Here is a 23025-nt window from a genome sequence, read left to right on the forward strand (position 1 = left end):
CGAAATCGCCGAGATCGACCTCAACCCGGTCGTCGTCTTCCCCGAAGGACAAGGCTGCGTCGCACTCGACGCCCTCATACAGGCAGGCTGAACGACGCGGGGAGTATCTTCAGCCCAGTTCCTTGCCCGCTCTCGGCTAAGCAGTTTCGATAGGCACGCTTACCCCCACAGAGAATTGTCCTCAACTTCTATTGCAACGCATTATCATTAGCGTTAGTGGCCCTCCGTGTTCACAGGAGGAAAAATGCGTATCAGCCCGTTTTTCGTGTATTCAGCGTCCGCTCTTGCCCTGGCGAGTCCGGCATTCGCGCAGACCACGGAGCCAGAATTTCCCGCAAGCGAGGCGGACGAAAGCGTCGCGCCCGATATCGTGGTGACCGCCGCCCGTACGCAATTGCCGGTAAGCGCCCTGCCCCTGACGATCGACGTCATCGACGCTGAGAGCTTCGACCGTCAGCTCACCATTTCAGGATCGACGGTCGACGCGGTCTCGGCTCTTCTCCCCTCCTTCTCGCCCACGCGTGAAAAGTTGAGCGGAGCCGGCGAAAGCCTGCGCGGCCGATCCCCGCTCTACGCGATCGACGGCATCCCGCAGTCGACCCCCGTTCGGGACGGATCGCGCGACGGCTACACGATCGACCCGTTCTTCATCGACAGGGTCGAAGTCATCTACGGCTCGAACGCCCTGCAGGGCATCGGTGCGACCGGCGGCGTGGTCAATCAGGTCACCGTCCCCGCGCCCAAGGCCGACGGGCTGACTGTGCGCACGCTGCTTCAGGGAACGGCGGCGGACGGCTTCGACGCAGAAGCACTTGGCGGGAAAGTGGCGGCCTTGGCAGGATGGCGCGGCGGTGCGCTCGACGCTTCTGTCGGCGGGGCATTTGAACGTCGCGGCGCTTTCGTCGACGGCGCGGGCAACCGCATCGGCGTCGATGGCACGCAAGGGGAAATCCAGGACAGCGACAGCTGGTCGGTCTTTGGCCGGGTGGGTTACCAGCTTTCGCCTGATGCCCGGATCGAACTGATCGCCAATCACTTCGAACTTGAAGGCAACAACAACTACGTCATCGTGCCCGGGGACAGGAGCCCCTACCGGCCATCGTCGAGCATCCGGGGCAGGACGCCCGGCGATGCGCCATCGAACGAGGCCGACATGCTCTCGGCTTCGCTGACCGACAGCGATCTGGCCGGCGGCGCCTTCACGCTTCAGGGGTTCTACAACCGCACGCAAGACACGTTCGGTGGCGGCACTTTCGCGACGTTTCAGGACCCGGCCATCGACCCGACCGGCCAGCTGTTCGACCAGTCGGCGAACAAGTCGCGCAAGATCGGCGGCAAGGTCAGCTATGAACGCCCCGTGCCCGGCCTTGAGGATCTCGTCGTCACGCTGGGTTTCGATGCTCTGGTCGACAAGACCGAGCAGACCCTTGTCCAGACCGGCCGTGCATGGGTGCCCGAAACCGAATTCCGCAGCTATGCGCCTTTCGCGCAGGCAAACCTGAAACTGGCGGGCGGCCTGCTGCGTCTTGCGGGCGGATTGCGTCACGAAGACGTGAAGTTGAAGGTCTCCGATTACGAGACGCTGGCGTCCTATGGTGCCAGCAATGCGGGCGACATCTCGACGTATGAGCCGGTCTTCGTGAAAGGCGGCAGTCCGTCGTTCAGCAAGACGCTGATCAACGGCGGCGTTATCGTCGAACCGATCGGCGGCGTCCGCGCCTACGGCAGCTATGCGCAGGGCTTCACGATCGCCGACGTCGGCCGCATCCTGCGCGGCATTACCGAACGGGGCGTCAATATCGACAGCTACCTCTCGCTCGAACCCGTGCTTTCCAACAACAGGGAATTGGGCATTGAGGTCGAACGCGGACCGCTCGACGCCAGCGTCAGCTATTTCTGGTCTTCCAGCAAACTGGGTTCGCGCCTTGTCCTGACCGGCGACGGCATTTTCGAAGTCGTGCGCGCACCGGTCGAGATCGAGGGACTGGAACTCAGCCTCAAGACCAGGACACCCGTGCCGGGCCTCGACCTGTCGGTTGCCTACAGCCACCTTGTCGGACGGACCGACGACGATGGAGACGGCGTACTCGAAGCCAAACTGGATGGTGCCAACATCTCGCCCGACCGGCTCAATCTTGCCGCAGATTACGCCAATGGCCGGTTTAGCGCACGGGCGCAGGCACGTTTCTACCTGTCCCGCACGTTTGAGGGGCAAGTGCGCGAAAGTGCGTTCGACGGCTATACGCTGCTCGACGCGTATCTTGGCTACGAAACCGGGTTTGGCCTCGTGTCGCTGGGCGTTCAGAACGCGCTCGACAAATATTACCTGACCTACGACAGCGATACCGTGCGCACGTTCGACAATTCCCGGTTCTTCGCAGGGCGCGGGCGCACGTTCACGCTTTCGCTGCAAAGCGAGTTCTGATGGCACTTCTCGCCACGCTGCATCGCTGGGCCGGGGCGACGATCGGACTGCTCCTCGTCGTCCTCGGCCTGTCGGGCACCGTCCTGATCTGGGAGAGCGAATGGATCGGCCTGCCGGGCGTGGACGATCCCGTCAGCGCCGCGCCGGCCGCTTTGGCACAGACGGTCGAGGCGGCTTCGGTCCACCGCCCGGGGCTGAGCCGGATAACGTTCGCCAGTGACGACATGGCCCTGCACCAGGCCGCGTACAGCGACGGAAGCGGCGCCTACCTCGATCAATCCGGCACGATTGTCGATGCCTGGCCCACGATGTGGGAACGGCCCGAGTTATGGATTTTCGACCTCCACTACTACTTTTTCGCCGGCAAGACGGGTGCGATCGTCGTTGGCGTTGCGGGAATCGCGGGCGTTCTCTTTGTCGTATCGGGTGTGATCCTGTGGTGGCGCACGCGCAGGACTTTCGTCTTCCGGCTCTGGCCCAAGCGCATGACGCGAAGCGCCATCATTCGCCAGCACCGCGACCTGGGCATCGTCATGGCCCCGCTGCTGTTCGTGACCCTGCTGACGGGCGGCGCCATGATTTTCGATCCCGTCTCGAACGCCATCGTCGCCCCGTTCCCCGAACGGTCGTCGCCAACCCGCACGTTGGAAACCCGCGTAGATCAAGGCGATTGGCACGCGGTCTTCCGCATGGCCGAACAGGCATTCCCCGACGCAGCGCTACGCCGGCTTCAGTTCGCGGAAGATGGTGCGACCCTGCGCATGCGCCAATCGTTCGAATGGACGCCCAACGGCAGGACCTATCTCCGGATCGACCGATCGGGCACGGTCAACATCGACGCGCCCGACGGCACGCTCGACCGGCAGAGCGTCAGCGAGAAGTTCTATCCCGTCCATGCGGGCAAAGTCGGCGGACTGGCGTGGAAGGTCCTTCTCACGCTGGCCGGATTGAGCCTGGTCATCCTCGGCGCTTTGGCCGCGTTCGGATTCTGGGCCATGCGAAAGGGCAAACGCTGAATCCTCGCGCGAAAAACGAAGAGAAATAGCGTCTTCTGGGAATAATTCGGGCCTGGAAACCCGTGGCGGAGAGGGTGGGATTCGAACCCACGGTACGGTTGCCCGTACACCGCATTTCGAGTGCGGCGCATTCGACCTCTCTGCCACCTCTCCGCTTATCGAGGTTCGCGTGGGGCAGTGCCCCTCGGGTCGAACGAAGCCGCGCGGTTAGCCGATGGATCGCGGCTTGCCAAGGGGCAAAACGACCCTTTTTGCGCGCAGCTGTTCACAGGATGCGCCGCAGCCATTGTTTGCAGAGGCCATCAGCCATATATTTCGGGCATGACCGCATTTTTCCGTAGCCAGCCCGATACTGGCAGGGACGCCAAGGGCGATCGCTCGACCTACTTCTCGCCGCAGGCGGGACGCGCGGTATCCGCACCCTCGGTATCGGAAGCACGCTTCGCCATCGGCGACGTCGTCCGCCACCGTCAGCACGACTTTCGCGGCGTCATCTTCGACATCGACCCCGTCTTCGCCAACAGCGAGGAATGGTACGAATCCATCCCGCAAGCCATGCGCCCCGCGCGCGAGCAGCCGTTCTACCACCTCTTCGCGGAGAACGACGAATCGACCTATATCGCGTATGTCAGCCAGCAGAACCTGATCGGCGACGGCGATGCGGGGCCGGTCGATCACCCTTCGATCGACATGGTTTTCGGCGATTTCGAAGAGATCGAGGGCCGCTATGCCCTGCACCGCAGCCTCAAGCACTAGGGCCGGTTTCTTAATGCCTTCCGGCTAGGTCCTGAACCCGAGATGGCGAGCGAGACGTTCCGAGAGATCAAGGGATACGGGGCCCAGGACCTCGATTCGGCGCTGCGCCACGTGCTGGATCGGGGAGAACGCGTGCTCTGGAAAGGGCGCCCGACTCGCAAGACTACCTATAGCGCCTTCCTCATCTGGGTCTTCGCCATCCCCTGGACGGCGTTTTCCCTTTTCTGGGTCATGACGACATATTCGCTGTCCCAGACCGCTGCGCCCGATGAAGGCGGCTTGCGGATCGCCGCGTTGCTTTTCCCGTTGTTCGGCTTGCCCTTCGTCATCATCGGGCTGGTCATGATGATCTCGCCCTTTTTCGCGATCACTGTGCCGGGCCGGACCTTGAACGTGATTACAGACCGCCGCATCCTGCGCATCGTCGTCGGGTGGAAAGCCTCTCTCCGCATTATTCCCGGCGAATGGGTGACGAAAGTCGACCACCTGGCGAAGTTCGACGGCACCGGTACGCTGCTGGTCAGCTTCGATCAGCCAGCCGCCACCGGCAAGCGCCGCCGCCACGAAAGGCTAAAGGGGCCCAGGCGCACAGCCATCCGCAACCTGCCGTCGATCCGCTCTGCCCTGCGCGCGGCAGAGGAGATGCGGTTCAACTGCGCAGCTTCCAGCCCGAACGCAGAACGAAATAGGTAAAGAAGCCCAGCGCGACATTCAGCACGCCGAGCCCAAGCGCCCCGTGCAGGACCGCCATGTTGGTGTCGCCGATGTCGCTCTGCCCCAGAAATCCGAAGCGGAATCCGGAAATCACGTAGAAGAACGGGTTCAACCGGCTGACCGACTGAAAGAACGGGGCAAGGTTGTCGATCACGTAGAACGTGCCCGACAGCAGGGCGAGCGGGGCGACGACGAAATTCGTGACCGCCGCGTTGTGATCGAACTTTTCCGCCCAGATCGAGGTCAGAACGCCCAGGAACGACAGCATCATCGCGCCCATCAGGCCGAACCATGCCACGGCCCAGGGATGCGCCATCGACAGGTCGACACCGGGATAGAGCATCATGGCAAGCCCGACGGCCAGCCCGACCAGCACCGCGCGCGTCATCGCCGCACCGACAAGCCCGACCAGCATTTCGAGGTTGGACAGCGGCGGCATCAGGTAGTCTATGATCGTGCCCTGGATCTTCCCGCCCAGCAGCGAGAAGCTGGAATTGGCAAAGGCATTCTGCATCATGCCCATCACGATCAGGCCCGGCGCGACGAACGTTGCGAAGTTCACACCGAGGATTTCACGGTCCCCACGGCCCATCGCGATCGTGAAAATCACGAGAAACAGCAATGTCGTGATCGCCGGAGCCCAAATCGTCTGCAGCTGCACCTTGAAGAAGCGGCGCACCTCTTTCATATAGAGGGTCCACAGCCCCAGCCGGTTGACCCGGCCCATGACAGGCTGTCCTGGCGGACTGAAGTCGATTTTCTGGTTTTGCTGGGGGTTTGTCTGGGTCATGTAATGCCCGCGGTTACCGGCAGGACTTCCTGAAGGCAAGCGAGCTGCGCATCGATGCGTGCGGCACTGGTGCCGAGGGACTGATATTTTTTACGGAGTAAGCATGAGCTGGACCGAAGAACGGATCGAGAAGCTGACCAAGATGTGGGAAAGCGGATCGACTGCCAGCCAGATCGCGGAAGAGCTGGGCGGCGTCAGCCGTAATGCCGTGATCGGCAAGGCGCACCGCCTTGGCCTCAAGGCGCGCCCTTCGCCGGTGAAGGAAAAGCCCGCCAAGGCAAAGGCGGCGCCAAAGCCAAAGCCCAAGGTCGAGGCCAAGCCCAAGGTCGAGGCCGCAGCGCCCAAGCCTGCATCGACGACGCCCGCACCCGCGCCGGCCGCACCGCGTCCGGCCGCGCCCGCACAGGCCGCGCCGCAGGCACAGCCTAGCGGTAACCAGCCGCGCATCGTCTCGGTCGGTCCCGGCGGCTTCCTGCGCCAGGGCCCCGGCGATCAGCAGCCCCCGATCCCGCCGGCGCCGCCGCGCCGCCTGGTCCCAGCAAAGCCCAGCCCGGAGATCGCGGACAAGACTTCGCTGCTCGACCTCAGCGACCGTATTTGCCGCTGGCCGATGGGTCATCCGGGCGAACCCGATTTCCACTTCTGTGGTGAGGCCGTGAACCCCGGCTTCCCCTATTGCGTGGAACATTGCGGCCGGGCCTATCAGGCACAGCTGCCCCGCGGTGCGCGCCGTCCGCCTCCGCCCCTGCCCTTCGGCGGCCCGCGCGTGCGCTAAGGCTCCGCCACACCAGACAAGCAAAAGCCGTCGGAGCAATCCGGCGGCTTTTTCTTTTGGTCAGGGGTTTCGTGTTAAACCGCGACGCATGAACGAAGAGAGGCAGGAGAACTGGTATCGCCGCAAGGTGGGTCGCCGGATCGAGCGGGGGATGAACCGCCTGATCGCAGGAGTTCTGGGTGCGGCAGGTTTCCTTGCGGCCTACTTCTCGCTGCCGCCCGGCAATGACGAGGGCGAGCTACGCTGGTTCGGGCTAATCGTCGCGCTGGTCCTCTTCGTATTGGCGCGTGCCTGTTTCGTGACGACAGGCTCCGTCATCGAGGAATTCGGCGTGGGACACTCCGCCCCCAAACCGCAGGACAGGGACTAGCCGTCCTGCGCCGGACGCTGCGGAAAGGCCATGCGGCGCATCTGTTCCAGGCTTTCCATCGCGTGGCGCACATATTCCGGCGAAGCACGGTCGCCCAGCGACAGGATTGCAATCTCCATCGCCTGGTCCGCTTTCTCGAATGCGTCAGCAGCGATCCCGCCCCGCCCGCTTTCCGACAGGGCATGCATCAATCCGATGACCAGCGTCTGCAGCGCGACGTTCTCTGCGCCAAGGCGGCGGATCTCGTCTGCGTGGTCCATGCGGGTGCCCTTTCGTCCCTCTTGCCGCGACACAGTGCCCCACGGGGCGGATATGTCGAGCAAGCGAGCCCCTTTATCCCCTAACGGCGGTGTATCCTCTATCTGCGGCGATGCGCGAACCAGATCGTGTGGCGCGGCCCCTTGTTGTTGGGGCGGGCGCGCACTTCGACCGGATCGACTTCGAAGCCTGCCCTCGTCAGCTGCCGGGTAAAGCGCGGATCGGGTGCGGCGGACCAGATGGCCAGCACACCGCCCGGCTTTAGCGCACGTTTCGCCGCCGCCAGCCCCGCATTGGAATAGATCGCGTCGTTCTCGGGCCGGACCAGCCCGTCGGGGCCGTTGTCGACGTCGAGCAGGATGGCATCGTAGGTACCATTCCCTTCCGCGATCACCGCCCTGACGTCGCCCATGCGCAGGGTCACGCGCGGATCGTCGAGACAGCCTTGTGCGACTTCGGCCATGGGTCCGCGGGCCCATGCGATGATCTCGGGCACGAGTTCGCCCACCGTCACGCGGCCCTTGTCGCCCAGCCGCGCCAATGCGGCGCGAAGGGTGAAGCCCATGCCATATCCGCCGATCAGGATATGCGGGTCGGGCCGATCCAGCCGGTCGATCGTGAGATGCGAAAGCTGCTCTTCGGAAAACCACATCCGCGTGCTCATCAGCTCGTTGCGGTCGAGCGCGATGATATAATCGGTGCCATGGGAAAAGAGCTGGAGCAGCGCCCCGCCCGGCACTTGTGCTTCACCCAGCAATTCGCGTTTCAGCATGTCGTCCTGTCCGGTTCGCTAGAGCCATAATGAAAAGGGCCGCCGGAATTGCTCCGACGGCCCGTTTTCAGTCAATCCTTGAAGGATCAGTCGTCTTTCAGAAACGCGGGCATGTGGTCGGGGTTGCCGCCCGACTTGCCTTCGCCGTCGCTGGAGCCGCCTTCACGGTCACGACGCGGGCCACGATCTCCACGATCGCCGCCACGGCCACGGCCGCCACCGCCATCACGACGCGGGCCGCGACGATCGCCGCGATCACCACGGGGCTCGCGCGGTTCGCGCGGCGGACGGGTGTCTTCCAGCTCTTCGCCGGTTTCCTGGTCGACGACGCGCATCGACAGGCGGACCTTGCCGCGGTTGTCGATCTCGAGGACCTTGACCTTCACTTCCTGGCCTTCAGAAACGACGTCGGTCGGCTTTTCAACGCGCTCGTTCTTCATTTCCGACACGTGGACGAGACCGTCCTTGCCGCCCATGAAGTTCACGAATGCGCCGAAGTCGACGATGTTGACGACCTTGCCGGTGTAGATCTTGCCGACTTCCGCTTCTTCGACGATGCCTTCGATCCACTTGCGTGCGGCTTCGATCTGCGAAAGATCGCTGGACGAGATCTTGATCACGCCTTCGTCGTCGATGTCCACCTTGGCGCCGGTTTCCGCGACGATTTCGCGGATGACCTTGCCGCCGGTGCCGATGACGTCACGGATCTTCGACTTGTCGATCTGCATCGTCTCGATACGCGGCGCGTGGGCCGACAGTTCGGTACGAGCCGTGCTCAGCGCCTTGGTCATTTCACCAAGGATGTGCGCGCGGCCGGCTTTCGCCTGGTTGAGGGCGGCGGCGAAGATTTCCTTCGTGATACCCGCGACCTTGATGTCCATCTGCATCGTGGTGATGCCCGCTTCGGTGCCGGCAACCTTGAAGTCCATGTCGCCGAGGTGATCCTCGTCGCCAAGGATGTCCGAAAGGACGGCGAAGTCTTCGCCTTCGAGGATGAGGCCCATCGCGATGCCCGACACCGGACGTTCGATCGGAACGCCTGCGTCCATCATCGACAGACAGCCGCCGCAGATCGTCGCCATCGAGGACGAGCCGTTCGACTCGGTGATGTCCGACAGGATGCGGATGGTGTAGGGGAAGTCTTCCTTCGACGGCAGCACCGGGTGCAGCGCGCGCCATGCGAGCTTGCCGTGGCCGATTTCGCGGCGGCCCGGGGCGCCGAAGCGGCCCACTTCACCGACCGAGTAGGGCGGGAAGTTGTAGTGCAGCATGAAGTTCGAATACGTCAGGCCTTCCAGCCCGTCGATCATCTGCTCGCTTTCCTTGGTTCCCAGCGTGGTGGTGCAGATCGCCTGCGTTTCACCGCGCGTGAACAGCGCCGAACCGTGCGTGCGGGGCAGGAATCCTGCCGTCGCCTCGATCGGGCGGACCTGGTCGAGCTTGCGTCCGTCGATGCGCTGACCATCCTTGAGGATGGCGGTACGCACGATTTCCGCTTCCAGCTTCTTGACCGCCTTGTTGGCGACCATCTGCGTCTGCGGTTCTTCGTCGGCGAAAGCTTCCTTGGCCTTGGCACGGGCGGCGTTCAGCGCGTCCGAACGGGCCGACTTGTCGGTCAGCTTGTAGGCAGCGGCGATATCGTCGCCGACGATGCCGCGCAGCTTTTCCTTGATCGCCGAGGTATCGTCCGAAGTGTCGATTTCCCAAGGAGCCTTGGCGGCCTTTTCGGCCAGATCGATGATCGCGCCGATGACCTTCTTCACTTCGTCATGCGCGAACATGACAGCGCCGAGCATTTCGTCTTCGGTCAGTTCCTTGGCTTCGGATTCGACCATCATCACCGCGTCGTTGGTGGCGGCGACGACAAGATCGAGGCGGCCGTCTTCGAGAGCGGCATCCTGCTTCGGGTTCAGCGTGTATTCGCCATCGACATAGCCGACGCGTGCGGCGGCGATCGGGCCCATGAAGGGCACGCCGGAGATGGTGAGCGCGGCAGACGCGGCGATCATCGCAAGGATGTCGGCCTCGGTCTCGCCGTCATAGCTCATCACCTGGCAGATGACGTTGATTTCGTTGTAGAAACCTTCGGGGAACAGCGGGCGGATCGGACGGTCGATCAGGCGGCTGGTCAGCGTTTCCTTCTCGGTCGCGCCGCGTTCGCGCTTGAAGAAGCCACCGGGGATACGGCCGGCGGACGAGAATTTTTCCTGGTAGTGAACGGTGAGCGGGAAGAAGTCCTGCCCTTCCTTCACCTTCTTCGCGGCCGTGACGGCGCAAAGAACTACGGTTTCGCCGTAAGTGGCGAGGACCGCGCCGTCAGCCTGACGGGCAATGCGGCCGGTTTCGAGGGTGAGGGTCTTTCCGCCCCACTCAATCGATACAGTCTTGGTGTCGAACATTTGATTTCCTTACGAACCCGCGTGCCCGATTGCATCGCGGGGCCTACTTGCCGGGGGTACCGTCCCGGTCCGGTGTGGAGCCATTCATCGTGCCCCTGGTCCGCTTTGCCGAATTGCAACGCGAACCGTGGTTTTGTCTGGTCGTATCGCGAACCGCAAAACCGGTTCCCACTTTTGCTGCGATACTTGCAGATATGAAAAGCGGCCCTCGTGGGGCCGCCTTCCGGTTTCAGCTTACTTACGCAGGCCGAGCTTCTGGATAAGGGCGTTGTAGCGCGTGACGTCCTTCTTCTTGAGGTACGCCAGCAGCGAGCGCCGCTTGTTGACCATCACCAGCAGTCCGCGACGCGAGTGATTGTCCTTGTGGTTTTCCTTGAAGTGGTCGGTCAGGTTGCGAATACGCTCAGTGAGGATCGCGACCTGGACTTCCGGACTGCCCGTGTCGCCATCGACGCGCGCGTTGTCCTTGATGATTTCCTGCTTACGTTCGGCGGTAACCGTCATACTTCAATACTCCGCGACATCTGGTCATAAGTTGAAGCCCCGAAGGACCCTTGCCTCGCCATCGGTCACTTCCATGAGGGCCACGGGCTTATCGCCCTCTCGTCCCCAGTAAGTGCCGTCTGGTTCTGGCAACCCGGACAGTTTCCGGCCCTGTCGGACCGCCCCTGCCGCATCCGGGGAGAGTACAAGGGCCGGGATGTCGTCCAGCCCCGCCTCCAACGGCAGGATCATATCTTCAAGGGGCGCGCCCTTACCCAGTTCGTTCAGTTTGTCCAGCGAAATCGCGTTTTCAAGGGTGAACGGGCCTGCTTTCACGCGCCTGAGCATCGTGACGTGGCCAACCGAACCGAGCGCGAGGGCAATGTCCCTTGCGAGGGACCGGATATAGGTGCCCTTGCTGACTTTTGCCACCAGCGTGACCGAATCGGGGCCCGCGTCCGTGACGTCCAGTGCATGGATCGTGACGGACCGTGTTTTCATTTCCACGTCCTCACCCGCGCGGGCAAGGTCATATGCGCGCTTGCCGTCGATCTTCAGCGCGGAATAGGCGGGCGGAACCTGTTCGATCGGGCCGGTGAAGCGCGGCAGGACCGCCGCGATCTCGTCCCGCGTGGGGCGCACGTCGCTGGTCGCAACCACTTCGCCTTCGGCATCCAGTGTCGAGGTCTGCGCCCCGAAGGCCAGCGTGAACGCATAGACCTTCGTCGCGTCCAGCATGCGGCCCGCAAGCTTCGTCGCCTCCCCCACCGCAATCGGCAGCACGCCGGTCGCCAGCGGGTCCAGCGTGCCGCCGTGGCCGACCTTCACCTTGCCGAAACCGGCCTGACGCAAGTTGCGCTTTACCGCCGCGACAGCCTGGGTCGAGCCGAGTTCGAGCGGCTTGTCGAGAATGATCCAGCCGTTGGGCATCAGCTTTGCGCGATGGCGAGCGCCAGTTCCATGAAGTGCATCCGGATCCATTCGACCGGCGGCAGGATGATCTTCTCGATCAGACCCCATTGCGGAAACGCCCATGTCGCCGCGATCAGCAGGACCAGCAAAACCATGCCGATCGGGCGTAGCTTTTCATAAGCGGCGGCCCACTGTCGCGGCAGCAACCCTTCAACGATGTGCGACCCGTCGAACGGCGGGATCGGCAGCAGGTTGAACAGCGCCAGGAACAGGTTGATCAGGATCATGTAGTTGAGGCCGAGAAACGCCCATTCCATGGCGCCGGTCGGCGCAACGGTCATGCCCCGGCCCATCAGGCCCAGCGCGATCGCGGCCAGCAGCGCCAGCGCGAAGTTCGTGCCCGGCCCGGCGGCGGCGACAGCCATCATGCCGTATCGCGGATTGCGCAGACGCCACTTGTTCACCGGCACCGGTTTCGCCCAGCCGAATATGGGCCCACCGAACAGCGCCAGCGCGCCGGGGACCAGCACGGTGCCGACCGGATCGGCATGGCGTATGGGGTTCAGCGTCAGGCGGCGGCGTTCCTTGGCCGTCGTGTCGCCCAGCGCCAACGCGGCCCAGCCGTGCGCGACTTCGTGGAACACGATGGAGACGACGAGGATCGGGATCAGGATCGCCGCGAGAATCAGGGTATCGGACATCGCGCCACAGATGGGGATTGCAGGCGCGCTGGTAAAGAGAAGTCACCGCCAATACCCATCGCGCCTTGCCAAGCAGGGCCGGACTGAGCCAAGAATTGCAGGTGAGCAGCACCGCACAGGTCCATGACCGCAAGGTAACCTCGGGCATCCTCGGATGGATCGAACGCGTCGGCAACCGCCTGCCGGACCCGGTATTCCTGTTCCTCTGGCTGATCGCGATCCTTGTCGCCATCTCGGTGGCGGGCGCGCTGGCCGGATGGTCGGTGCCGCACCCCACCGCCCTCGACGATGCGGGCCGCCCGCTGGTCGTGGCGGTCGAAAGCCTGATCTCTGCCGCCAATATCCGGCAATTGCTGACCGAAATGCCGCATACCTTCACCGGCTTCCCGCCGCTGGGCTATGTGCTTACCGTCATGCTGGGTGCAGGCGTTGCCGAACGGTCGGGCCTGTTCGCGGCGGCCATGCGCGCATCTGTCGCCAAGGCGCCGCGCGCATTGCTGACGCCGGTCGTCGCGCTCGTATCGATGATGGGCAACCACGCCGCCGATGCCGCCTTCGTGGTGATGATCCCACTGGCGGGCGTGATCTACCACGCGGCGGGCCGTCACCCGCTGGTCGGCATCGCGGCCAGCTTTGCGGGCGTTTCTGGCGGGTTTTCGGCAAACCTCCTGCCCGGACAGCTCGATGCACTGCTGCTCGGCATTACCGAGGCCGCGGTCCATACCGTACAGGCGGGCTGGACGGCGAATATCGCGGGCAACTGGTACGTCATCGCCGCGATGGCCATCGTCTATACCCCCGTGATCTGGTTCGTCACCGACCGCATCGTCGAACCACGCATGGGCGTATGGCAGGGCGGTGCGGGCCTGTCGGACAATAGGGAGGGCACGGAGGAACTCTCGCCCGCCATTCAGCGCAAGGCGATGATCCACGCCGGGCTGGGCGCGCTGGCCGTGATCGGGGCGTGGACTCTGTTCACATTCGGCCCCGGCACCCCGCTGATCGACGAAACCGCCGCGCCCGAGGCCCGGATGACGCCGTTCTTCCGAAGCCTGCTGCCGTTTTTCCTTTTCATCTTTCTCATCCCCGGCTGGGCCTATGGCCGCGTCACCGGCTCGATCCGCGACCACCGCGACCTGGTGAAGATGATGACCGGCGCGATGGAGGACATGGCCTATTACCTCGTTCTCGCCTTTGTCGCGGCGCATTTCGTGGCGATGTTCGCATGGTCCAACCTCGGCCTCGTCATGGCGGTCGAAGGCGCGGACCAGCTGCGCGCCAGCGGGCTTCCGGCCTGGGCGATGCTGGCCGCGATCGTGATCTTTGCGGGCGTGCTGAACCTGTTCATCGGTTCGGCCAGCGCCAAATGGGCCGTCGTCGCGCCGGTGTTGGTGCCGATGCTGATGCTGCTGGGGATCAGCCCTGAGATGACCACGGCCGCCTATCGCGTGGGCGACAGCGCGACCAATATCCTGACCCCGCTGATGGTCTATTTCCCGCTGGTCCTGATCTTTTGCCGCCGCTGGGTCGCGGACTACGGCATCGGCAGCCTGACCGCGACGATGGTGCCCTATGGCGTGGGCATCATGGCGGCGGGCCTGTTGCTGATCGTCGGCTGGGTCGTGCTGGAAGTGCCGCCGGGGCCGGGGGCGGCGATCTTCATCGAACCGCTCAGCTCGCCAGCGCCTCGCTGAAGTGCCTGCGGCATAGCGCGACATAGCGGTCGTTGCCGCCGATCTCGGTCTGCGCGCCCGCCTTTACCGCCGCGCCGCCGGCATCGACGCGCAAGTTCATCGTCGCCTTGCGCCCGCAGTGGCACACCGCTTTCAGCTCGATCAGCGCGTCGGCCATGCCCAGCAATGCGCCCGAGCCGGGAAACAGCTCCCCCTGGAAATCGGTGCGCAGGCCGTAGCAGAGCACGGGCACGTTCGCCTCGTCCGCAAGGCGAGCGCATTGCCACGCTTGCTCGACAGTCATGAACTGCGCCTCGTCGATGAGGACGCAGGCCAGCGGCTCGACGTGGTGGGCGGCGGTCACCCGCGCGTAGAGATCGGTTTCAGGCGTGAAACGATGCGCCTCCGCCTCAAGCCCGATGCGGCTGGCGATCGGTTTGCCGCTGCTGCGATCGTCGAGCGCGGCGGTCCAGAGCATCGTGTTCATGCCCCGCTCCCGGTAATTGAAGTCGGCCTGCAGCAGCGTGGTCGATTTGCCCGCGTTCATGCTGGCATAGTAGAAATAGAGCTTTGCCACGCGGCCCCCGTTACGGCTGTGTCACCCGGTCACTCTTCACCCAGATCGCGCCGCACGCGCGGATCGTCGAGCAGGCGGTCGATCCGGCTGGCTTCGTCGAAAGTTTCGTCCGCGCGGAACTGGATCTTCGCCGCGTTCTTCAGGCCCAGCCGCTTGGCAACCTCGCGCTGGAAGAAAGCGGTATGGGTCTGCAGCGCCTTCAGCACCTTGTCCTCGTCCGCGCCCATCAGCGATTTGATATAGACCTTGGCCAGCCGCAGGTCGGGCGACATGCGCACCTCGGTCACAGAAACGGTGTGGGCGGTCAGGGTATCGTCATGGACCTGCTGCCGGGTCAGGATTTCCGACAGGACGTGGCGCACGCGCTCCCCCACCTTCAAAAGGCGGACGGAGCGGTCTTCGGGGCTGGAATTCTGACGTGCCATGATTTCTGCCGATTTGGGGGACCCGGCGGCAATTTGCAACAAGGCCGGTCCGGTCATCCGAATGCGTTGGAGGTCAAACCATCTTTTCGTGAATGCGTTTGAGCGAGGCCATGTTGCGCGCCGTAACCTGCCGTTCCAGCCTGCGCTCGATAAAGGCGTTGGTCAGCTTCGATGACCCAACCCCGTCGACGTAATCGACGTAGATGCAGTCATCGCCCAGCGCGATGCGTTCCGGCCCGCGTCCTTCGTAGGCCGCGACCATGGCATCGAACATCGCCGGATCGGCCGGGGCGTCGAGGAACAGGGTATGGACGAACTTGTCCTCGCCCGCACCGTGAAAGGGATTGCCTTCGAACGCGGCGCGAACTTCGTCGGCGTTGCGCACGGCGGCGAACGTGGCGAACCCGAAGCGGTCCTTGACGATGAAGGCCAGCATTTCGGAAAGCCCGTCCGAAGGGCGTTCATCGAAGGAAAACAGCACGTTGCCGCTGGCAACGACGGTCTCCACGTCCTCAAGGTCCTCCCGCTCCAGTACGTCGCGCAGGTCGGTCATCTTGAGGCGATTTCCGCCGACATTCATGCTGGCGAAGAAGGCGCAATAGCGGCGCATTGGGAATCTCCCGTCACATGAAAACGGGGCGCCGGACCTGTGCCCGGCGCCCCGATCCTTATCCGTTCAGTCCCGGGATCAGAGAACGCGTTCGCGTTCCTCGATCTCGAAGACTTCCAGCTGGTCGCCAGCCTTGATGTCGTTCGTGTCTTCGAGGACGACACCGCATTCCAGACCTGCGCGGACTTCGTCCACGTCGTCCTTGAAGCGGCGCAGCGACGCGATGGTCGTTGCCGAAACGATGACGTCGTTGCGGGTAAGACGCGCGAACAGGCCCTTGCGGATGACGCCTTCCTCGACGAGCAGACCGGCGGCCTTGTCCTTCTTGCCGGCCGGGAAGACCTGCTTGACCTGCGCACGGCCCACGACGTGTTCGATCCGCTCGGGACCCAGCTCGCCGGCCAGTTCCTTCGTGATCTCTTCGGTCAGGTGATAGATCACGTCGTGATACATCAGACGGACCTTGTCCTTTTCCATCTGCTGACGCGCCTTGGCATTGGGACGCACGTTGAAACCGATGATCGGCGCGCCGGTGGCCGCGGCCAGCGTCACGTCGCTTTCGGTGATTGCGCCCACGCCCGAATGCAGCACGCGAACCTTGATCTCGTCGTTCGAGATCTTGGCCAGCGCATTGCTGATCGCCTCGACCGAGCCCTGGACGTCGGCCTTGATGACGACGGGATACTCGATGACATTGCTCTTCAGCGCGGAGAACATGTTCTCGAAGCTGGCCGGAGCGCTCGTCGTGCGCTGCTCGTTCGCCTTTTCGGTACGATAGGCCGAAACCTCGCGGGCACGCTGCTCGTTCTCGACGACGGCGAGCTGGTCACCGGCGTTCGGCACACCGCCAAGGCCCAGGACCTCGACCGGCATCGACGGCCCGGCTTCCTTGAGCTGCTTGCCCTTGTCGTCATGCAGCGCACGAACACGGCCGCTTTCGGTGCCGACGACAAAGATGTCGCCGCGCTTCAGCGTGCCGCGCGTGACAAGCACGGTTGCCAGCGGACCCTTGCCCTTGTCCAGCTTGGCCTCGATCACGGTCGCCTCGGCGTCGCGGTCGGGGTTGGCCTTCAGTTCGAGCAGTTCGGCCTGCAGGTTGATCGCCTCGAGAAGCTTGTCGAGACCCTGCTTCGTCTTGGCCGAAACCTCGACATCCTGCACGTCGCCGCTCATCGCCTCGACCACGATTTCGTGTTCGAGCAGGCGTTCGCGGATCTTCTGTGCATTGGCCTCGGGCTTGTCGATCTTGTTGATCGCCACGATCATCGGAACGCCTGCGGCCTTCGTGTGATTGATGGCCTCGATCGTCTGCGGCATCAGGCCGTCGTCGGCAGCCACGACCAGGATCACGATGTCGGTGACATTGGCACCGCGGGCACGCATCTCGGTAAACGCCTCGTGTCCGGGCGTATCGAGGAACGTGATCTTCTGCTTGTCCTTGGTCGTGATCTGATACGCGCCGATATGCTGCGTGATGCCGCCGGCCTCGCCACGGGTCACGTCGGTGCCGCGCAGCGCGTCCAGCAGGCTGGTCTTGCCGTGGTCGACGTGGCCCATGATCGTGACGACGGGCGGACGCGGCTTCAGCGTTTCTTCCGGATCGACGTCTTCGGTCGTGTCGATGTCGACGTCGGCTTCGGACACGCGCTGGATGTTATGGCCGAACTGTTCGACCAGAAGTTCCGCGGTGTCCTGATCGATCGTCTGATTGACGGTGACCATCATGCCCAGGTTGAACAGCTCCTTGACCAGGTCTGCGCCCTTCTCGGCCATGCGCTGCGCCAGTTCCTGGACGGTGATCGCCTCGGGGACGATAACGTCGCGGACCTGCTTTTCACGCGGGGCGCGCGAACCGCCACCACCGCCCTGCATGCGGCGTTCCTTTTCACGCGCACGCTTGAGCGCGGCGAGACTGCGGGCTCGGCGGCCCTCGTCCTCGTTCAGCGCCTTCGAAACGCTCAACTTGCCGCTGCGGCGGCGGTCGGCCTTGGAATCTTCTGCACGGTCGTCGCGCTTTTCGGCGGCGCGTGCGGGCTTCTTGGCTTCCTTTTCGGCCGGAGCGCGCTTGGGCTCGGGGCGCTTGACCGGGGTGAACCGGCGCGGCGCGGGCGAAGCCTCGTCGCTTGCCTCTTCGCTCTCGGTGACGGCGGGCGCTTCCTCGGCTTTTGCTTCCTCGGCTTTTGCTTCTTCAGCCTTGGGCTCTTCTTCCTTGGGCTTTTCGACAGCAGCCTTGGCCTGCTCGGCGGCGGCCTTCTCGGCCTCTTCCTCGGCCTTGCGGTTATCTTCGGCGCGCTGCTTCTCTTCTTCGAGGGCGCGCTGCTTTTCTTCCTGCTCGCGGCGGTTGGCTTCCTCCAGCGTGGCAAGGCGTGCCTCTTCGGCCTCGCGCAGCAGGCGGGCCTGCATCTCCTGGCGGCTTTCGCGCGTGGCGGCGGGCTTCTTCGCCACAGGCTGCGGGGCCGGTGCAGGTGCAGGCGCGGGGGCCTCGGCCTCCGGCTCGGGTGCCGGGGCAGGCGCGGGGGTTTCACCCGGCTTCAGGATCTTGCGGCGACGCTTGACCTCGACCGCGACCTTGTTGGTGCGGCCGTGGCTGAAGGTCTGCTTGACCTCGCCCGCGTCCACCGAGCGCTTGAGGCCAAGCGGCTTGCGGGTCCGGGGGGTGTCGTTGGTATCGCTCATACGGTCAAAACGTCCTTCAAAAATTCTTCATCTCGTCCACCGATCCAACGGACTGGATCGGCGCTTTCCAGCGGTTACGCTGGCATCGGTGGTCCCGGCCGCTAAACGACCCGTCCCTCAACCGGGCCCTTTGGGGGCGGGTCGGCACCGATGGGCGGGCTCTCCTGTCCGTGGACAGGAGGCCTGAGAAAACGCGACAATCGCGCCAGCTGGGCTTCCACTCGCCCGGCAGCGGCACGATCGGTCAATGCCAGGTGGACGACATTCTCGCGGCCCAATGCCACAGAGAGAGCCGCCCGGTCCAGTGGCAAGCGCACGCCGGTCTTTCCGGACCCTTCCGCATCGCTTCCCACGCGCCACGCCTGATCCAGCCGCTTCGACCCGTCTTCGCCTGCATCGGATGCATGGCCAAGCCATTTCACGCGGCCCGATCGGGCCTGTTCGGCAATGCGGTCGGAGCCTGCAAGCAGGTTGCCCGAACGCCACTCGATCCCGAGCCTGTCGGCAAATGCACGGCGCAGAGCCGCCTCGGCAAGATCGGGAAGATCCGCGGGTATCGACAGGGATGCCCCCTTGAACCCGCGGGCCAGCGCGCCTTTCAGATGGCCCTTCGAAAGCGCATCTTCAAGTTCTTCGCGGCTGACACCGATCCACGCGCCTCGGCCCGGCGCCTTGGCATGGGCGTCGGGCAGCACCTGACCTTCCGGACCGATCGCGAGACGCAGCAGGCGTTCGCGCGGCTGCGTGCGTCCGGTCAGGACACAGCGACGTTCCGGCGCGCTCTTGGCAGAGCGCACCGTCGTGTCATCGAAGCTTTCGCTTAGAGGCTCATTGTGAGGATTCCGCATCGGCGGCCTCCTCTGCTGCGGGAGCGGCAGTTTCGGCCGGCTCCTCGTCTTCGAACCAGTGGGCGCGGGCCGCCATGATGATTTCGTTGCCCTGCTCTTCGGACAGTCCGAATTCGCCCAGCACGCCGCCCTTGTCGCCTTCGCGCACGTTGCGCTTGAGCGGCGGGCCGTCGGTGTTGTTACGGCGACGCGGTGCTTCGCGCTTGCGCGCGATCAGTTCATCGGTCGCAAGGTCGGCAAGATCGTCGAGCGTCTTGATGCCGCCCTTGCCCAGCACGACGAGCATTTCTTCGGTCAGGTGCGGGATATCGGCCAGCGCGTCCTCGACGCCCAGTTCGCGGCGGGCTTCGCGATAGGTAGCCTCGCGGCGTTCCAGCGCCTCGATAGCGCGCGACTGGAGTTCCTCGGCCAGTTCCTCGTCAAACCCTTCGATACCGGCCAGTTCGGCCATCTCGACATAGGCGACTTCGTCCATTTCGGTGAAGCCTTCGGCGACGAGCAGCTGCGACAGCGTTTCATCGACGTCGAGCTCTTCCTCGAACATCTTGGAACGCTCGGCGAATTCCTTCTGGCGCTTCTCGCTCGATTCCGCCTCGGTCATGATGTCGATCTGGCTGTCGGTCAGCTGCGATGCCAGACGCACGTTCTGACCACGGCGACCGATGGCGAGCGACAGCTGATCGTCGGGAACGACGACTTCGATGCGGCCCTCTTCCTCGTCAAGGACGACGCGGCTGACCGTGGCCGGCTGCAACGCGTTGACGATGAAGGTCGCGGTATCCTCGCTCCACGGGATGATGTCGATCTTTTCGCCCTGCAGTTCCTGCACGACGGCCTGAACGCGGCTGCCCTTCATGCCGACGCAGGCGCCGACGGGGTCGATCGAGCTGTCGTGGCTGATCACGCCGATCTTGGCGCGGCTGCCCGGATCGCGGGCAGCGGCCTTGATCTCGATGATGCCATCGTAGATTTCGGGCACTTCCTGCGCGAACAGCTTCTTCATGAATTCGGGGTGGGCGCGCGACAGGAAGATCTGCGGGCCACGGTTCGAACGTTCGACCTTGGAAATCCAGGCGCGAATGCGTTCGCCGGTGCGGGCGACTTCGCGCGGGATCTGCTGATCGCGGCGGATGATGCCTTCGGCGCGGCCCAGGTTGACGATCACGTGGCCGAATTCGACCGACTTGATGACGCCGGTGATGATCTCTCCGGCGCGGTCCTTGAATTCTTCGAACTGGCGTTCACGCTCTGCGTCGCGGACCTTCTGGAAGATGACCTGCTTGGCCGACTGAGCGTCGATACGGCCAAGGTCGACCGGGGGCAGCGGGTCGACGATGTAGTCGCCCACGACTGCGCCGTCCTGAAGCTTCTGGGCCTGTTCGACCGAGACCTGCTTGAAGTAGTCCTCGACCTCTTCCACGACCTCGACGACGCGCCACAGGCGCAGGTCGCCGGTATTCGGGTCAAGCTTTGCACGGATGTCGTTTTCCGCACCATAGCGGTTGCGGGCGGACTTCTGGATCGCCTCTTCCATCGCCTCGATGACGATCGATTTGTCGATCATCTTCTCGTTCGCCACCGAGTTGGCGATGGCGAGCAGTTCGGCACGATTTGCGGAAATCGGGCTGGCCATTAATCAGTCTTCCTGTTCCTGAAGATCGTCTTCGGTTTCAATGATTTCATCCGCGCCTGTGGTGTCCAGCGGCACGGTGGCCTTGATCAGCTTGTCTGTCAGGACCAGCTTGGCCGAATGAATGGTGGCAAGCGGGATTTCGACCCGCCCGTTCTTGCGGTCGTCGACGACGACGTTTTCGCCTTCGAGACCGATGAGGTCGCCGTGAAACGTGCGGCGGTTGCCCGTCGGCGCTTCGGCGTCCTTGGAAATGTTGATGCGCGCCTCGTGCCCGGCCCAGTTGGCATAGTCCTTGGCACGGGTCAGCGGACGGTCGATGCCCGGGCTGCTGACTTCAAGGCGATAGGCCCCTTCGATCAGGTCGTCGCCGGCTTCCTCGCGCTTGTCCAGCTGTTCGGAGATGCGGCGGGACAGCGCCATGCACTGTTCGATGACCAGCTGGCCCGTCTCCGGGTTCTCGGCCATGACCTGCAGCGTACGCTCGTCATCCTGACCGAACAGCTTCACGCGCACGAGTTCGAGGCCGGAAGCGGTCACTTCGGCTTCGATCAGGTCGGTTGCGCGTGCGATGTCGGTCATTCTGTCTCCGGTTGTCAGGCCCCGTATGCATGCGAGAAATCGTGCCGGGGCGTGTCCGCTCCGGCCCGGCCTTGCTTGCGACAATTTCGGGATGAGTCGCCAATTAGGCGCTTTGCACGCGATTTACAAGTGCGTCTTGGAGGTCGCTATTCGATTGTGTCGGGTTCTTCGACAGGGGCGTCCGCGGCGTACCACGCGGCAAGATCGCCCTCGCCACCTTCATCAATCGGCGTATTGCCCAGAAAGCTCAACATCTCGCCCATGCGGGCTACCTCTCCGCCCAGCCGACCGGCGTCTTCGCCGCCGTACTGCGCGATGGCCGCCGCCTGAAGCCGCTTCATCACCACGGGATCGTCCTTGTAGCGCATGAAGATCATCCCGCCCGTCACCGACAGGACGAGGCTCATGATCGTAATGATCCGCATCGCCGTTTTCAGGCCGCGCATGATGTACCCCCCTTCACGTTCACCGGCCGGGATAGCGCGAAGGGGTTAACTTGCCGTAATCTCGTGCTTCTTCATGCAGTGGCGCAACTGGTCGTAGGTCACGCCCAGCGCCTCCGCCGTCTTGCGCTGGTTCCAGCGGTTGCGATCGAGCGCTGCCTCCACGATCGCCTTTTCGTGCCCGTCGACGGCAAGACGCAGGTCGGTGACGGCGGAATAGTCGAACGCCGGCTTCTTCGCGGTTGGCGCAGGGGCCGCGGCCGGCGCGGCAGCCTGCGCGACATGGGAAGGCTTCGGGGCCCAGGGGCTGTCGAAGGGGTCGAACACGACTTCGCCGATGGGTATGTCCCACATGTCCCAGCGATAGACCGCGCGTTCGATCACGTTGCGCAATTCGCGTACGTTGCCGGGCCAGTCGTGGCCTTCCAGCTGGTCCATCACGCTGTCGGAAAAGCCGGGCCATTCCTCCCAGCGAAGTTCTGCGGCCATGCGGCGACCGAAGAAATCGGCAAGGACCAACACATCCCCCTCACGCGCGCGCAGGGGCGGGAGAGTGATGACCTCGAACGAAAGCCGGTCGAGAAGGTCGGCGCGGAACTTGCCCTGTTCGGCCATTGAGGGAAGATCCTCGTTCGTGGCGGCGACGATACGCACGTCGACCCGCTTGGGCCGCGAAGACCCGATGCGCGTGACTTCGCCATATTCGACCGCGCGCAGCAGGCGCTCCTGTGCCGCCATCGAAAGGGTGCCCAGTTCATCGAGGAACAGCGTGCCGCCATCGGCTTCCTCGAAACGGCCCTCGCGCACTTTCGTCGCGCCGGTGAAGGCACCCGCTTCGTGCCCGAACAGTTCGGCCTCGATCAATGTCTCGGGCAGCGCTGCGCAGTTCATCACGACCAGCGGTTCGCCCCAGCGGTCGGACAGGCGATGCAGGCGTTCCGCGATCAGTTCCTTGCCGGTCCCGCGCTCCCCGATGACGAGCACCGGGCGCGAAAGGGCGGCGGCGCGGCTGGCACGCTCTACCGCGTCGAGGATCGACTGCGACTGGCCGACGAACTGATTGTCCCGCTCCATGCCCTAACATTAGCGAAATTTCCCAAGTTATGGCAATATGCCCGATAGTTGGTTTGAGCGGAAAAGTGGTCAAAGTGTTGATAAATAATGATAAGATCAAATTGGCACGGCTTTTG

General features: G+C 63.8%; 23 protein-coding genes and 1 tRNA gene. 7 read left to right on the top strand and 17 right to left on the bottom strand.

From position 1 onward, the window contains the following. The first annotated feature begins 244 nt into the window (after positions 1-244). Both FAX90_RS15935 and FAX90_RS15940 read left to right on the top strand, forming a co-directional pair. Entirely contained in the window at positions 245-2425 is a 2181-nt protein-coding gene (locus tag FAX90_RS15935; RefSeq protein WP_144098448.1) for a TonB-dependent receptor, read from the top strand. Beyond that, complete coding sequence (locus FAX90_RS15940; RefSeq protein ID WP_144098450.1) at positions 2425-3441, top strand: PepSY-associated TM helix domain-containing protein; 1017 nt, start codon at positions 2425-2427, stop codon at positions 3439-3441. Before FAX90_RS15935 ends, FAX90_RS15940 begins: the two co-directional genes overlap by 1 nt. A 63-nt stretch (positions 3442-3504) precedes the next feature. Here the strand turns inward: FAX90_RS15940 and FAX90_RS15945 are convergent. Continuing rightward, positions 3505-3594 (bottom strand) — tRNA-Ser (locus tag FAX90_RS15945). 168 nt (positions 3595-3762) lie between these two features. Here FAX90_RS15945 and hspQ point away from each other — a divergent pair. Both hspQ and FAX90_RS15955 read left to right on the top strand, forming a co-directional pair. Continuing rightward, the gene (gene hspQ, locus FAX90_RS15950) at positions 3763-4197 is read left to right on the top strand and encodes a heat shock protein HspQ (protein WP_144098451.1); all 435 of its coding nucleotides are present in this window, start codon (positions 3763-3765) and stop codon (positions 4195-4197) included. Between the two features lie 42 nt (positions 4198-4239). Next, positions 4240-4890 (top strand): hypothetical protein, encoded by a 651-nt coding sequence (locus tag FAX90_RS15955; RefSeq protein ID WP_144098453.1) that lies wholly within the window; start codon positions 4240-4242, stop codon positions 4888-4890. On the opposite strand, the gene FAX90_RS15960 is transcribed toward FAX90_RS15955, so the two are convergent. Next, entirely contained in the window at positions 4847-5701 is an 855-nt protein-coding gene (locus tag FAX90_RS15960) for an ABC transporter permease (protein WP_144098455.1), read from the bottom strand. The two genes, FAX90_RS15955 and FAX90_RS15960, sit on opposite strands and share 44 nt — an antisense overlap. Before the next feature lie 103 nt (positions 5702-5804). Between FAX90_RS15960 and FAX90_RS15965 the strand changes: the two genes are divergently transcribed. Continuing rightward, positions 5805-6476 (top strand): GcrA family cell cycle regulator, encoded by a 672-nt coding sequence (locus FAX90_RS15965; protein ID WP_144098456.1) that lies wholly within the window; start codon positions 5805-5807, stop codon positions 6474-6476. Between the two features lie 88 nt (positions 6477-6564). Beyond that, positions 6565-6846: a hypothetical protein gene (locus FAX90_RS15970; RefSeq protein WP_144098458.1), complete on the top strand. Its 282-nt coding sequence runs from the start codon at positions 6565-6567 to the stop codon at positions 6844-6846. On the opposite strand, the gene FAX90_RS15975 is transcribed toward FAX90_RS15970, so the two are convergent. From FAX90_RS15975 to FAX90_RS16000, 6 genes are all read right to left on the bottom strand, one after another. Beyond that, the gene (locus FAX90_RS15975) at positions 6843-7106 is read right to left on the bottom strand and encodes a hypothetical protein (RefSeq protein WP_144098460.1); all 264 of its coding nucleotides are present in this window, start codon (positions 7104-7106) and stop codon (positions 6843-6845) included. The two genes, FAX90_RS15970 and FAX90_RS15975, sit on opposite strands and share 4 nt — an antisense overlap. Positions 7107-7204: 98 nt before the next feature. Beyond that, on the bottom strand, positions 7205-7876 hold the full coding sequence (locus FAX90_RS15980; protein WP_144098462.1) for a spermidine synthase: 672 nt from the start codon (positions 7874-7876) through the stop codon (positions 7205-7207). A gap of 86 nt (positions 7877-7962) precedes the next feature. Next, positions 7963-10275, bottom strand: coding sequence for a polyribonucleotide nucleotidyltransferase (gene pnp / locus FAX90_RS15985; protein WP_144098464.1), 2313 nt, complete (start codon positions 10273-10275; stop codon positions 7963-7965). A gap of 234 nt (positions 10276-10509) precedes the next feature. Further along, the gene (gene rpsO, locus FAX90_RS15990; RefSeq protein ID WP_144098466.1) at positions 10510-10779 is read right to left on the bottom strand and encodes a 30S ribosomal protein S15; all 270 of its coding nucleotides are present in this window, start codon (positions 10777-10779) and stop codon (positions 10510-10512) included. 24 nt (positions 10780-10803) lie between these two features. Next, complete coding sequence (gene truB, locus FAX90_RS15995) at positions 10804-11688, bottom strand: tRNA pseudouridine(55) synthase TruB (RefSeq protein WP_240704950.1); 885 nt, start codon at positions 11686-11688, stop codon at positions 10804-10806. Then, the gene (locus FAX90_RS16000; protein ID WP_144098470.1) at positions 11688-12371 is read right to left on the bottom strand and encodes a site-2 protease family protein; all 684 of its coding nucleotides are present in this window, start codon (positions 12369-12371) and stop codon (positions 11688-11690) included. The genes truB and FAX90_RS16000 overlap by 1 nt, the downstream gene beginning before the upstream one ends. Before the next feature lie 101 nt (positions 12372-12472). On the opposite strand from FAX90_RS16000, the gene FAX90_RS16005 reads away from it, so the two are divergent. Further along, positions 12473-14065, top strand: a complete 1593-nt coding sequence (locus tag FAX90_RS16005; RefSeq protein ID WP_144098472.1) for an AbgT family transporter — start codon at positions 12473-12475, stop codon at positions 14063-14065. Here the strand turns inward: FAX90_RS16005 and FAX90_RS16010 are convergent. The 9 genes from FAX90_RS16010 to pspF all read right to left on the bottom strand — a co-directional run bounded on the left by FAX90_RS16010 (position 14043) and on the right by pspF (position 22909). Then, positions 14043-14621 carry a thymidine kinase gene (locus tag FAX90_RS16010; RefSeq protein ID WP_144098474.1) on the bottom strand — a complete coding sequence of 193 codons (579 nt, stop codon included), beginning with the start codon at positions 14619-14621 and terminating at the stop codon, positions 14043-14045. The two genes, FAX90_RS16005 and FAX90_RS16010, sit on opposite strands and share 23 nt — an antisense overlap. 29 nt (positions 14622-14650) lie before the next feature. After that, entirely contained in the window at positions 14651-15046 is a 396-nt protein-coding gene (gene rbfA / locus FAX90_RS16015; RefSeq protein WP_144098476.1) for a 30S ribosome-binding factor RbfA, read from the bottom strand. Positions 15047-15119: 73 nt separating this feature from the next. Further along, positions 15120-15656: a DUF1697 domain-containing protein gene (locus FAX90_RS16020; protein WP_144098478.1), complete on the bottom strand. Its 537-nt coding sequence runs from the start codon at positions 15654-15656 to the stop codon at positions 15120-15122. 78 nt (positions 15657-15734) lie between these two features. Beyond that, positions 15735-18332 carry a translation initiation factor IF-2 gene (gene infB, locus FAX90_RS16025; RefSeq protein ID WP_144098480.1) on the bottom strand — a complete coding sequence of 866 codons (2598 nt, stop codon included), beginning with the start codon at positions 18330-18332 and terminating at the stop codon, positions 15735-15737. A gap of 101 nt (positions 18333-18433) precedes the next feature. Next, complete coding sequence (locus tag FAX90_RS16030; RefSeq protein WP_144098482.1) at positions 18434-19180, bottom strand: DUF448 domain-containing protein; 747 nt, start codon at positions 19178-19180, stop codon at positions 18434-18436. Beyond that, a complete protein-coding gene (gene nusA, locus FAX90_RS16035) occupies positions 19161-20813 on the bottom strand; it encodes a transcription termination factor NusA (RefSeq protein ID WP_144098483.1) in 1653 nt (550 codons plus the stop codon). Before nusA ends, FAX90_RS16030 begins: the two co-directional genes overlap by 20 nt. A gap of 3 nt (positions 20814-20816) precedes the next feature. Next, a complete protein-coding gene (gene rimP, locus FAX90_RS16040; RefSeq protein ID WP_144098485.1) occupies positions 20817-21392 on the bottom strand; it encodes a ribosome maturation protein RimP in 576 nt (191 codons plus the stop codon). A 146-nt stretch (positions 21393-21538) separates the two neighbouring features. Beyond that, positions 21539-21838 carry a hypothetical protein gene (locus FAX90_RS16045; protein ID WP_144098486.1) on the bottom strand — a complete coding sequence of 100 codons (300 nt, stop codon included), beginning with the start codon at positions 21836-21838 and terminating at the stop codon, positions 21539-21541. Between the two features lie 45 nt (positions 21839-21883). Beyond that, the gene (pspF, locus tag FAX90_RS16050; RefSeq protein ID WP_144098488.1) at positions 21884-22909 is read right to left on the bottom strand and encodes a phage shock protein operon transcriptional activator; all 1026 of its coding nucleotides are present in this window, start codon (positions 22907-22909) and stop codon (positions 21884-21886) included. Positions 22910-23025 lie beyond the last annotated feature (116 nt).

Source organism: Croceicoccus sediminis, assembly GCF_007570835.1.
GTDB classification, from domain to species: domain Bacteria; phylum Pseudomonadota; class Alphaproteobacteria; order Sphingomonadales; family Sphingomonadaceae; genus Croceicoccus; species Croceicoccus sediminis.

What these genes read in the sequence shown, in the direction of transcription:
- FAX90_RS15955 (WP_144098453.1), top strand. Translation starts at nt 4,240, where the DNA reads ATGGCGAGCGAGACGTTCCGAGAGATCAAGGGATACGGGGCCCAGGAC.
- FAX90_RS16030 (WP_144098482.1), bottom strand. Translation starts at nt 19,180, where the DNA reads ATGCGGAATCCTCACAATGAGCCTCTAAGCGAAAGCTTCGATGACACG.
- FAX90_RS15940 (WP_144098450.1), top strand. Translation starts at nt 2,425, where the DNA reads ATGGCACTTCTCGCCACGCTGCATCGCTGGGCCGGGGCGACGATCGGA.
- rbfA (WP_144098476.1), bottom strand. Translation starts at nt 15,046, where the DNA reads ATGGCACGTCAGAATTCCAGCCCCGAAGACCGCTCCGTCCGCCTTTTG.
- FAX90_RS15960 (WP_144098455.1), bottom strand. Translation starts at nt 5,701, where the DNA reads ATGACCCAGACAAACCCCCAGCAAAACCAGAAAATCGACTTCAGTCCG.
- hspQ (WP_144098451.1), top strand. Translation starts at nt 3,763, where the DNA reads ATGACCGCATTTTTCCGTAGCCAGCCCGATACTGGCAGGGACGCCAAG.
- FAX90_RS15970 (WP_144098458.1), top strand. Translation starts at nt 6,565, where the DNA reads ATGAACGAAGAGAGGCAGGAGAACTGGTATCGCCGCAAGGTGGGTCGC.
- rpsO (WP_144098466.1), bottom strand. Translation starts at nt 10,779, where the DNA reads ATGACGGTTACCGCCGAACGTAAGCAGGAAATCATCAAGGACAACGCG.
- FAX90_RS15935 (WP_144098448.1), top strand. Translation starts at nt 245, where the DNA reads ATGCGTATCAGCCCGTTTTTCGTGTATTCAGCGTCCGCTCTTGCCCTG.
- FAX90_RS15965 (WP_144098456.1), top strand. Translation starts at nt 5,805, where the DNA reads ATGAGCTGGACCGAAGAACGGATCGAGAAGCTGACCAAGATGTGGGAA.
- FAX90_RS16045 (WP_144098486.1), bottom strand. Translation starts at nt 21,838, where the DNA reads ATGCGCGGCCTGAAAACGGCGATGCGGATCATTACGATCATGAGCCTC.
- pspF (WP_144098488.1), bottom strand. Translation starts at nt 22,909, where the DNA reads ATGGAGCGGGACAATCAGTTCGTCGGCCAGTCGCAGTCGATCCTCGAC.
- FAX90_RS16000 (WP_144098470.1), bottom strand. Translation starts at nt 12,371, where the DNA reads ATGTCCGATACCCTGATTCTCGCGGCGATCCTGATCCCGATCCTCGTC.
- rimP (WP_144098485.1), bottom strand. Translation starts at nt 21,392, where the DNA reads ATGACCGACATCGCACGCGCAACCGACCTGATCGAAGCCGAAGTGACC.
- FAX90_RS16020 (WP_144098478.1), bottom strand. Translation starts at nt 15,656, where the DNA reads ATGCGCCGCTATTGCGCCTTCTTCGCCAGCATGAATGTCGGCGGAAAT.
- FAX90_RS15975 (WP_144098460.1), bottom strand. Translation starts at nt 7,106, where the DNA reads ATGGACCACGCAGACGAGATCCGCCGCCTTGGCGCAGAGAACGTCGCG.
- infB (WP_144098480.1), bottom strand. Translation starts at nt 18,332, where the DNA reads ATGAGCGATACCAACGACACCCCCCGGACCCGCAAGCCGCTTGGCCTC.
- pnp (WP_144098464.1), bottom strand. Translation starts at nt 10,275, where the DNA reads ATGTTCGACACCAAGACTGTATCGATTGAGTGGGGCGGAAAGACCCTC.
- truB (WP_240704950.1), bottom strand. Translation starts at nt 11,688, where the DNA reads ATGCCCAACGGCTGGATCATTCTCGACAAGCCGCTCGAACTCGGCTCG.
- FAX90_RS15980 (WP_144098462.1), bottom strand. Translation starts at nt 7,876, where the DNA reads ATGCTGAAACGCGAATTGCTGGGTGAAGCACAAGTGCCGGGCGGGGCG.
- nusA (WP_144098483.1), bottom strand. Translation starts at nt 20,813, where the DNA reads ATGGCCAGCCCGATTTCCGCAAATCGTGCCGAACTGCTCGCCATCGCC.